This is a genomic window from Micromonospora sp. CV4, from assembly GCF_003667455.1.
Lineage (GTDB): Bacteria > Actinomycetota > Actinomycetes > Mycobacteriales > Micromonosporaceae > Micromonospora.
The window spans coordinates 1-10,637 of the sequence record NZ_RCVI01000146.1; the positions used below are offsets into that span (position 1 = coordinate 1).

The 10,637-nt window shown below is 72.5% G+C and carries 8 protein-coding genes; 5 read left to right on the forward strand and 3 right to left on the reverse strand.

Features of this window, described 5'->3' with window-relative positions; genetic code table 11:
- On the reverse strand, positions 1-2,257 hold a 2,257-nt coding region (locus EAD98_RS02700; protein WP_121652499.1), incomplete at its 3' end, for a sensor histidine kinase.
- Between the two features lie 444 nt (positions 2,258-2,701).
- Here EAD98_RS02700 and EAD98_RS02705 point away from each other — a divergent pair.
- A complete protein-coding gene (locus EAD98_RS02705; protein WP_121652500.1) occupies positions 2,702-3,883 on the forward strand; it encodes an ABC transporter substrate-binding protein in 1,182 nt (393 codons plus the stop codon).
- Between the two features lie 154 nt (positions 3,884-4,037).
- On the opposite strand, the gene EAD98_RS02710 is transcribed toward EAD98_RS02705, so the two are convergent.
- Together EAD98_RS02710 and EAD98_RS02715 are read right to left on the reverse strand one after the other, a co-directional pair.
- Positions 4,038-4,898: an ABC transporter permease gene (locus tag EAD98_RS02710; RefSeq protein ID WP_121652501.1), complete on the reverse strand. Its 861-nt coding sequence runs from the start codon at positions 4,896-4,898 to the stop codon at positions 4,038-4,040.
- Between the two features lie 102 nt (positions 4,899-5,000).
- Entirely contained in the window at positions 5,001-6,032 is a 1,032-nt protein-coding gene (locus tag EAD98_RS02715) for an ABC transporter substrate-binding protein (protein ID WP_121652502.1), read from the reverse strand.
- A gap of 269 nt (positions 6,033-6,301) precedes the next feature.
- Between EAD98_RS02715 and EAD98_RS02720 the strand changes: the two genes are divergently transcribed.
- The 4 genes from EAD98_RS02720 to EAD98_RS02735 all read left to right on the forward strand — a co-directional run.
- Positions 6,302-7,087 carry an ABC transporter ATP-binding protein gene (locus EAD98_RS02720; protein ID WP_121652503.1) on the forward strand — a complete coding sequence of 262 codons (786 nt, stop codon included), beginning with the start codon at positions 6,302-6,304 and terminating at the stop codon, positions 7,085-7,087.
- Between the two features lie 2 nt (positions 7,088-7,089).
- Positions 7,090-8,040 (forward strand): LLM class F420-dependent oxidoreductase, encoded by a 951-nt coding sequence (locus EAD98_RS02725; RefSeq protein WP_121652504.1) that lies wholly within the window; start codon positions 7,090-7,092, stop codon positions 8,038-8,040.
- Entirely contained in the window at positions 8,037-8,345 is a 309-nt protein-coding gene (locus EAD98_RS02730; protein WP_089018967.1) for a cupin, read from the forward strand. The genes EAD98_RS02725 and EAD98_RS02730 overlap by 4 nt, the downstream gene beginning before the upstream one ends.
- Before the next feature lie 76 nt (positions 8,346-8,421).
- A partial coding sequence (locus tag EAD98_RS02735) for a hypothetical protein (protein ID WP_147457318.1) occupies positions 8,422-10,637 on the forward strand: 2,216 nt, incomplete at its 3' end.

Here is a 10,637-nt window from a genome sequence, read left to right on the forward strand (position 1 = left end):
CCGTGCAGCCCGGCGGCACCGGAGCGACCGGGGCCGGCGCGGGCGGCGTCGCCGCCTGCGCCCCGGCGAAGCCGCCGGCCTGCACGGCCGGGGCGGTGTTCCGGGCGTCCACCGGGGACGGCCAGGTCGCCGGCGCCGGCGTGCTGGTCCGCCACTGGTCGGGCAGCGTCGCCGCCGAGGTGGTGGCGCCGGCGAACGGCTCGGCGTGATTGACCGGGGTGAGCGGCGTCTGCTCGACCGCCATCGGTTGGCGTGGCCGGGTCAGCACCTGCTCGCGGCCCCGGTTGGTGGGCAGCACGACGGTGGCGGCGGGCAGCGTCACCTGGGCAACGGTGCCGCCCTCCATGTTGCGGCGCAACTCGACGCGGATCCCGTAGCGGGAGGCGAGCCGGCTCACCACGGCCAGACCCATCAGACGGAACGCGGCGACGTCGACGCTCGGCGGCGCGGCCAGCCGTCGGTTGAGCGAGTCGAGCTGCTCGTCGCTGAGGCCGAGCCCCCGGTCCTCGATCTGGATCAGCACGTAGTCGCGGATCCGGCGACCGTCGGCGACCACGGTGGTGTTCGGCGGCGAGAAGCGGGTGGCGTTGTCGAGCAGTTCGGCGACGAGGCGTACGACGTCGTTGACCGCGTGCGCGGCCACCGAGATGTCGGTGTCCACCGTGCCGAACTCGATGCGGTTGTAGAGCTCGACCTCGGACTGGGCGGCGCGCAGGACATCCACCACCAGGGCGTCGTCGCGGCGCGGTACGGCGGAGTCGGCGCCGGCCAGGACCAGCAGGTTCTCGTCGTTGCGGCGCATCCGGGTGGCGAGGTGGTCCAGCTCGAAGAGCTGCGCCAACCGCTTCGGGTCCTCCTCGCCACGCTCGATCGCGTCCAGCTCGCCGATCATCCGGTCGACCAGGGTCTGACTGCGGCGGGCCAGGTTGAGGAACATGGCCGAGACGCTGGTACGCAGCGCGGCCTGCTCGGCGGCGACCCGCACCGCCTCCCGGTGTACGACGTTGAAGGCCAACGCCACCTGACCGACCTCGTCGCGGCTGTTGAGCCGGATCGGGTCCCGGACCTGACGGACGATCTCGTCCACCCCGCCGTCGCCCACGCTGCCCATGTTCTGCAGCCGCTGCACCGCGTCGGGTAGGTCGTGGTTGGCCACCGAGAGCGCGCCCTCGCGCAGCCGGCGCAGCGAGTGGTTCAGCGAGCGGGCCAGCACCACGGCCAGCGACACGGCGATGATCAGGGTCAGCAGCACCAGCACCGACTCGACCACGGCCTGCCGGATGACGCTCGAGCGCGCCTGGTCGGCCTGCTCGAGCAGCCGGTTCTGCAGTTGGATCTCGGCCCAGCGCATCAGGTCGTGGACCGCGCCGATGGCGGAGGTGGCGTCCTGGGCGCCGACCAGCGGGCGCTGCCCCACCGAGCGGGTGATGTCGGTGGCCACCCGGTCGGCCAGGCCGACGGCGTCACCGGAGACGGTGCTGTCGACCAGAGCGCGCTGCACCGGGTCGGCGGCGAGCGAGAAGGCGACCAGTGCCTCCTGCTGGCTGGTCAGCGTGGCGACGAAGGAGGAGAACTGCTCCTCGTCGAGTTGACCGGTGGTCAGCGCGGTGAAGGCGACCGCCTCCTCCTCGGCGACGGAGGCCTTGGCCCGGGCGAACGCGGCGACCGCCCGGCGGCTGTCCGACAGGCTCTCCTCGCCGGGCAGCTGGGCCAGCCCGTCCCCGTAGGCGACCAGGTCGGTGAGGATGACGCCGTACCGCAGCACCGCCTCGGCGACGGCCATCTGCCGGCGGTCGAGCACCTCCTGGCGGGTGCCGTCCAACGTGGTCAGGTGCTCGTCGATCGCGGCCAGCCGGTCCCGCAGGGCCGCCGGCACCTCGCCGATCCGGCCGCGCTCGGCGCGGTACTCGTCCACCCGCTGCTGCGTCTGGCGGACCCGCAGGTTGTACGTGTCGGCGGGCTGCTGCGGCGCGGCCAGGTAGGCCGCCGCGGCCATCCGCTCGACCTGGAGGTCCTGGGTCAGGGCGCTGACGTCGATGGAGAGCGCGGTGAGCGACCGCGCCCGGGTGGCGTCGAAGGCGCCCTCGCCAACCGAGATCAGTCGGACCGTGGCCAGCGCGATCACCGCCGCCACCGGGACGACCAGGATCAGCGCCAGCTTGGACCGGATCCGGGCGTCGCGCAATCTCGGCATGCGTCGGCGCGTGGGCCGAGCGGTGTCGCCGAGCGCGGGCAGGGTCGTCGGTCCGGTGCTCACGACATCGCCTCCGTCGTTTCTTCCCCGCCTGACCCGCCGAACCGTGCCGCCAGCGGAGGGGACCACGCGCGGCACGGCCGCGATTTCATCAGAGAAGGTCCTCTTTGGGAAGCCGCAGTGGGGTAGGAAACGGTCGGACGGCGCGCAACCCGTGATCCGGTCAACTGATACCTTCATTTCCGCAAGCCCCTGAACAGGGCATGTAACTCCAGAGTGGTCGCGCGTGTATGCAAAGTGAGCTTTTGCAAACATTGCGTTACCCCAGCATGTGGGATGGCCGTCCCGAAAATGCGACCCGCGTCCGCGCTTGACCACAGCGCCGGCCATTGGCAAGGTTTTGCAGGCTTCGCGCACACCGTACGGCAGAGGAGATACCGTCCTCCACTGAGGACGGATTAGCGGCGGTGACCGGGCAGCGCCCGCGCCCGCACCTGGAGGACTGAGTTGAGCCCCATCCGCTCCGCGACCATCGCGGCGCTCGCATCGGCCGTAGTTGCCACCACGCTCACCGGCTGCCAGTTCGGCGGGGACGACAAGGACACGAGTCCGATCGTGATCGCCGCGGACCTCGAACTCTCCGGCGCCGCCGCACCGGTCGGCCGGGCATACCAACGGGCCCTGGAACTCAAGCGCGACCAGTTGAACTCATCCGGCGCGCTGAACGGCCGGAAGATCGAACTGAAGTGGAAGGACAACCGTTCCGACGCCGCCGAGTCGTTGCGCAACATCGCCGACTTCAGCGGTGATTCCCGGGTCAGCGCCATCATCATGGGCGGCTGCAACGAATGCGCGGTCGGCGCGGTCGGGGCCATCAACGAGAAGCGGATTCCCACCATTGCGCTCGCCGCTTCCGGTGCGATCGCCAGCCCGGTCGCGGAACGGCGATACGTGTTCAAGCTGGGCCCGAACGCCGCGGACAGCGCCGCGGCACTCACCACCGAACTGCGTCGCAAGAACGTCCGCAAGGTGGGCCTGCTCCACACCGACGACGACTACGGCCGGGAGGGCGCGGTCGCGCTCCGCCGGGAGCTGGCCAAGACCACCATCAAACCGGTCGGCGAGGAGTCGGTGAAGACCACCGACACCGACGTCTCGCAACAGGTCGGGCGGCTGGCGAAGCTCAAGCCCGACGCGCTGGTCATCTGGACCCCGCCGGAGCAGGCGGCGCTGGCCGCCACCAGCGCCCAGCAGACCACCTTCCGCGGGTCGCTCTTCTTCGATCCGGGGGCGGCGGGCGATCTCTTCCTCGGCGCGGCGGCCCGGGCCACCGAGCGGGCCACGCTGATCTTCACCCAGACCATGGTGATCGATGACGTGATCGCCACGACGCCGGCGAAGGCGGCCCGGCGGCAGTGGTTCCAGGACTACACCGCGCGTTTCGGCGGGTACAACGGATCTTCGTCCTTCGCCGCCGACGCGATGCAGCTCATCGCGGACGCCGAGCTGCGTGCCGGCGGCCCGGCGGGCAAGGTGGACCGGGACGGCCTCCGGGACGTGCTGGAGACGTCCCAGATGGACGGCCTCTCCGGCCCGATCCGGATGACGCCGGACAACCACTCCGGGCTGATGCCCCAGGCGCTCACCACGCTCGTCGCCCGCAACGGGCGCTGGCGCTTGGCGGGGTAGACGCTTCGCACCTGGGGTTCTGCTCGCGGCCTGGTCCGCCGCGGTCGGGGTGGGCCACACCCGGTGCGTCACCGGCGAACGGAAAGGGCCGGCCTCCATTGGGGGGCCGGCCCTGCGCGTTTCCGAGGGTGGATCTTGTTTGTGGCGTCCCGGGTCAGCGGCTGCTGGTGGTCTCCCGGACCCAGGGCAGGGCGATCCGCTCGATCAGCACCAGCGCCGAGTAGAGCAGGATGCTCACCAGCGCAACCAGCATGATCGCCGCCCAGGCGGTGGCGGTGTCGCCGACGCCGGCGTACTGGAGGATGACGTAACCCAGGCCGCTCTCGCCGGCCTGGAACTCACCGATCACCGCGCCGATCGCGGCCAGCGGCATGGCCACCTTGAGCCCGACGAAGATCTGCGGCAGCGCGGCCGGGAAGCGCACCTTGCGGAACGCCTGCCAGCGGGAGGCGTTCCAGGAGCGGACCAGCTCGGCCAGGTCGGCCGGGGTCGTGGTCAGCCCGGTCGCGGTGGAGAGCACGATCGGAAAGAAGCAGAGCAGGAACACCATGGTCAGGATGGGCTTCTGACCCCAACCGAGCGCGACCACCAGCAGCGGACCGAGCGTGATCTTGGGTACCGCGTTGATGGCGACCAGCAGCGGGGTGAACATCCGCTCCACCGTGCTGGAGCTGGCCAGCGAGAGTCCGATGAGGACACCGGCGGCCGCCGACAGTGCGAAGCCGATCACGATCTCCAACAGGGTGTCCCAGGTGTGCTCCAGCATCTGGGCGGGCTTGTCGACGAATGCCGTGAGCACGTCGCCCGGCGGTGGCAGGGCGGCCGGGTGGACCAGCTCCAGCCGGGCGATCAGCCACCAGGCCGCCAGGGCGACCAGGATGCCGGCCACGGGCAGCAGCGTCGCTCCGACCCCGGTACGCAGGCCGGCGCCCCACCCCGCTCGCCCCGCCCCGGTGCCGGCGCCCGGGGGTGCGGGCACCTCCGCCACCGGCTCCGCTGACCGGACGTCGGTCATCTTGTCCTCCTCGATATGCCTCGGCCCCCGCGGGGCCGACGAGCGACGGGGGTACGCCCCACCGGAGTCGGCGGGACGTACCCCCAGGTGACGACCGGACGATCAGGCCTTCGGCGCGAGGCTGAAGTCGATGATCTGCTCGGGGGTGATGTTCTGCTTCAGCGCGCCGGCGCCCTGCAGGATCGCGATGCTCTTGGCGACCCGGCCGCTGTCCAGCGTGCCGATGGCGGTGCCGGAGTTGCCGGAACGCACGTACGCGGCCATCAGCTCCAGCTCGGCGGCGGCGGACGCCGTGTTGGTGGCGTCCACGTTCTTCTTCAGGATCTCGGCGGCCTCCTTGGAGTTCGCCAGGCTGTACTCCAGGCCCTTGAGCAGCGCCGCGGTGAACCGCTTCACCATCTCGGGCTTCTCCTTGGCGATCTTCGAGGAGGTGATCAGCACGTTGCCGTAGAGGTCCTGCATCACGTTGCTGTACGGCAGCATGACGGCCTTCTTCTTGGCCACACCCTCGATGGTCGGCTGGCCGACGACGAACTGGCCGATGCCGTCCACCTGGCCGGTGGCCAGCGTGCCGATCAGCGCCTGCGCATCACCGTTGACCCAGGTCACCTTGCTGGCGTCCACGCCGGCGAGCCGGGCGTACGTCGGGAAGAGGTTGCGGACCACGGACCCGGGGGTGTCGGCGAGCTTCTTGCCCTCCAGGTCCTTCGGGGAGGCGATGTTCTTGCCCTCGACGGTGGCGATGGCGGCCATCGTGCGCTGCTGGATCGCGGCCACCGCGACGAAGTCCTTCGCCTGGCCGTTGCCGAGCTGGAGCAGCCCGCCGGTGAGGTCGATCGGCCCGAAGTCGGCCTGGCCGCCGATCACGGTCTGGATCACACCGCCGGTGCCCTGCCCGGCCTTGATCTCGACATCGAAGCCAGCTTCCTTGAAGAAGCCCTTCTCCTTCGCCACCCAGGCGTAGGAGTCACGGCCGAAGTTGCCGAAGGAGGTGAGGTAGGTCACCTTCTCCAGCGCCGCGCCGTTGCCACCCTTGGCGTCGTCGGACGAGTCCGACCCGCTGCTGCAGGCGGAAACAAGGGCGAGGGCAGTGGCCAGCGCGGCCGTAGCGACCGTACGGGTCAGCCTTCTCATCAGTGCACCATGTCCTTTCCGACCGGGGCCGGCAGGCACCGGAGGGGGTTGTCGCGGCGGAACCGGCGGGAGGGGTGGAAGCCGGGCACCGCCATCGTGAGGGACTCTTCGCGGGCACAGCGTACGAGAAACCCACCTTTGCGACGCCAGGCGTATCGGGTTGCGGAACGGAAACAACCTGACGACCACCCCGGACGGTGCGATAGGGAGAGAAGCCGGATAGCCTTTGCCGGATTCCTGACCGTCCACTCAGCGGAGGTCCGCCGGAGATGATCCGACTGTCCGGGGTGTCCCGTACCTTCGAAGGCCGGTCCGGCCGGGTGGAGGCGCTGCGGGGCATCGACCTCGACGTCGCCGAGGGCGAGTTCGTCGCCGTGCTCGGCCGCTCCGGCTGCGGCAAGTCCACCCTGCTGCGGCTGGTGGCCGGGCTGCTCCCGCTGACCGCCGGCGAGATCACCGTGGACGGTACGCCGATCACCCGGCCCCGCCGGGACATCGCCATGCTGTTCCAGAAGCCGGCGCTGCTGCCCTGGCGCACCGTCCTGGACAACGTTCTCCTGCCCGCGGAGATCTTCGGCTGGAGCCGCGCGAAGCACCGCGAACGGGCCCGGCAACTGCTCGACGTGGCCGGGCTGGCCGGCTTCGAGAAGCGCCTGCCGCACGAGCTCTCCGGCGGCATGCAGCAGCGCGTGTCGCTGTGCCGATCGCTGATCGGCGACCCCCGGGTGATGCTGATGGACGAGCCGTTCTCCGCGCTCGATGCGCTCACCCGCGAGGAACTCTCCGGCGAACTCCAGCGGGTGCACATGGAGAACAAGCCCACCATCGTCTTCGTCACCCACTCGATCGACGAGGCCGTGCTGCTCGCCGACCGGGTGGTCGTGCTGAGCCCCCGCCCCGGCCGGATCCGCAAGATCGTCGACGTGACCATCCCCCGACCCCGCACCCTGGGCCGCAACGCCCACCTCGCCGACGTCGCACGCGTCAGCGCCGACCTGCACGAGCTGTTGATGGAACGCGACCAGCCGGCCGCGGCCGGCGCGGAAGGACGATGAGCATGCGGGTGTCGGTCTTCACCGAGCCGCACCGGGGCGCCAGCTACGACGATCAGCTCCGGTTCGCCCGGCTGGTCGAGGCCTGCGGCTACGAGGGCTTCCTCCGCGCCGACCACTACCGGTCGATGGGCGACGACCCCGGCCTGCCCGGCCCGACGGACGCCTGGCTGACCCTCGCCGCGCTGGCCCGGGAGACCGAGCGGATCCGACTCGGCACCCTCGTGACGTCGGCCACCTTCCGCCTGCCCGGCCCCCTCGCGGTGCAGGTCGCGCAGGTGGACCAGATGAGCGGCGGCCGGGTCGAGCTGGGCATCGGCGCCGGCTGGTACGAGCGCGAGCACATCGCGTACGGCATCCCGTTCCCCGCCGTCGGAGAACGATTCGACCGGCTCGCCGAGCAGCTTGAGGTCATAACCGGGCTGTGGCGGACGCCGCCGGGCGAGACGTACAGCTACGCCGGCGACCACTACCGGCTGGTGGACGCGCCGGCCCTGCCCAAGCCGGTGCAGATGCCCGGCCCGCCGATCATCGTGGGCGGGCGCGGTCCCAAGCGCACCCCCGAACTGGCCGCCCGGTACGCCGACGAGTTCAACATGCCGTTCAAGTCCGTGGCGGAGACCGCCAAGGCGTACGACCGGGTACGCGAGGCGTGCGACCGCAGCGGCCGGACGGAGTCCGGGCGGGCGCCGCTGGTGCTCTCCGCCGGGATCGTGGTGGCCGTCGGGCGGACCGACGCCGAGGCGCAGCGACGGGCCGCGCCACTGCACGAGAAGAGCGCGCTGCCTCCGGAGGACCCGGTGGTCGGCTCACCCGCGCAACTCGTGCAGCGGATCGGCGAGTTCGCCGCGGTCGGCGCCACCCGGGTGCACCTGCGCCTGATCGACTTCGCTGATCTGGACCACCTCGAACTGATCGCCGCCGAGGTACTTCCGCAACTGGACGGAGAACGATGACCGACGTGTTCGACGGGACCGAACTCGGGCCGGTGGGCCAGGAGATCGTGTACGAGAACGACCGGGTGCGGGTCTGGCACATCCGACTCGAACCGGGCGAGCGTCAGCCGCTGCACCGGCACGACCACCCCTACCTGGTGGTGGCGATCGAGGGCGCGAAGAACGTCGTGCAGACGGTCGACGGCACCCTGATCGACGCCGACGAACCCACCGGCGGCGTCGTCTACCGGGACCCGGGAGCGGTGCACATGCTCACCAATGTCGGGGATACGACGTACCTCGCTCGGCTGGTCGAACTCAAGTAGCCGCGCCGGGCGCGCCGGGCGCGCCGCGCGGCGCGCCGGTGGCGATCGGGTGTACCAGGTGCGTAACGTGCCGGACATGGCCTTTCGGACCTGGGGCAGACTGCTGCTCACGGCGCTCGGGGTGAGCGTGCTGGCCGGAGCCGGCCAGCTCGGCGTCGCGTACGGATTCGGCATCGTCCGGCTCACCGGCGCCTTCACCGGCACGACCGTCAATCAGTGGCCGGCCCAGCTCGTCTGGGTGGGCTGGTTCGCCGCGAACGCCGCCGTCGCCGGCGCCGTCCTGACCGGACGCCTGGCCCGCCGGGACGCCGTGCCGCCCAGCACCGGCCGGCAGTTGGCCATCGGCGCCGCGGCCGCGTTCGGCGCCACCGTCGTCGCCCCGCTCTGCATGCAGCCCGCCCGGGCCGCCGAGCTGATCTCCGTCGACCCGGTCTGGGCGGTCGGCATCTGCGCCGTGCTCGGCGCGGTGAGCGGGGCCGGCGCGGCGATCGCCGTCCTGCTCCGGCCCGAGCTGGGCTGGAACATGGCGGCGGTGGCCGGTGCGATCTGGGTGCTGGCGCTCGTCTCCGTCCTGCCGTCACTCGGCACCACGGGCACCCTGCCCACGGTCCGGCTCGGCGTCCTCGAACCGAGCTGGCTGGACGACGACGCGGCACAGCGCCTGGCGCTGGTCCTGCTGCCCCTCACGGCACTGCTGGCCGGCGCGGCAACCGCCGGGCTGGCCCGCTGGCGGGGCCAGGTCCCCCTGGTCAGCGGGGCCACCGGGGTGGCCGGCCCGGTGCTGGTGGCGTTCGCCTACCTGACCGCCGGCCCTGGCGACGCGGTGGATCGTTACCAGACCACCCCCTACTACGGCGCGCTGATCGCGATCCTCGCCGGCGCGCTCGGCGCGGCCGCCGCCGCCCTGCTGCGCTGGCCGGTGCGTGCCCGCACCGCCGATCCACTGGCGATCGAACCCACCAACATCCTGCGCCCGTTGCCCGCCGGCCCGGCCCTGCCCGGCAAAGAATCGGCGACCCCGGCGGACGACCGGGACGCCGCCGAACCGGCCGGCGCGGACCTGGCCGGCACCGGCGTCGGGCACGACCTGCGCGCCGCCGACGGCACCGGCGCTGTCCGCACCGTCCCGGCACACTGGGACTGGCCGGCGGCCTCGGGGACCGGCCAGCACGGTTCGGTGCCCGCCGACCCGACCGGCGCCCCGGTGCCCCGACCGGCCGGTCGCCCCCGTCACCACATCGACGACCCCGGTCACCCCGCGACGAGCGCCGCCCCCGTCGCACCGAGCACGGCCGGGCCGGGCGCAGGCGAACCGAGCACAGCCAAGCCGGGCACGGGCGGGCTGAGTGCCGCCCAGCCGAGCACGGGCGGAGTGAGTGCCGCCCAGCCGGGCACGGGCGGACTGAGTGCCGCCGAGCCGAGCACGGGCGGGCCGAGTAGCGGCGGTCCGGCCCAGGACGGGCCGGCCGGCGTCGACCAGCGGGAGACCGGGTCGACCGAGGCCACCCTCTCGGCGCGCGGAACCCGCACGTCCGCCGTCGACGTGGCTGCCCTCGCCGAGCCGACCCGGGCGGCCACCACCGACGTCACCGGCCCGAGTGCCTCCTCCCGGGCGGGTCGGACCGTGGTCGACCCCGCCGTTGCGACGGGCGGACCTGGCGGCGACGGCTCGACCAGCACCGCGGCGACGTCCACGACCAGCACGACCCCGCCGACCGGCACGGCCCCGCCGACCGGCGAAGGCCCGGCGAACAACGGCCCGACCGACGACGGCACGACCAGCGCGAGCACGGCGAGCGCGACCAGGACGAGCGCGACCAGCGCGAGCGCGAGCACGGCGAGCAAGAGCACGGGCACGGCCACAACCGGCACGGCCGGCGGGGGGACGACCAGCGGGAGCGCGGACGCGGCCGGCAACGGCGCCGCTGACGCGCCGGCGCCGAAGCCGCGCCGGACCCGCAAGCCGAAGTCCGCCCCGGCGGCTCCGACCTCGGACGTGGCCGACGGTACGACGCCGTCCGACCTGGAGGCCGTGGCCGACCCGGCCCGGTCCACCACCGCTGGCCGCGGCAGGAAAGCCACCCGGCCGGCCAAGGCCACCGACGGCACCGGGTCCGGTACGGACACCGACGGGCCCCGCCCCGGCCCGGACGCACCGGGCACCGAGCCCGGTCAAGGAGCCGGGACACCCGAGGCGACCCCGGCCGCCACCAACGCCCCGGCGGCACGTTCCGCCGCCATCGACCCGACGGCAAGCCCCGCCACCGCCGACCCGGCGGCACGGTCCGCCAC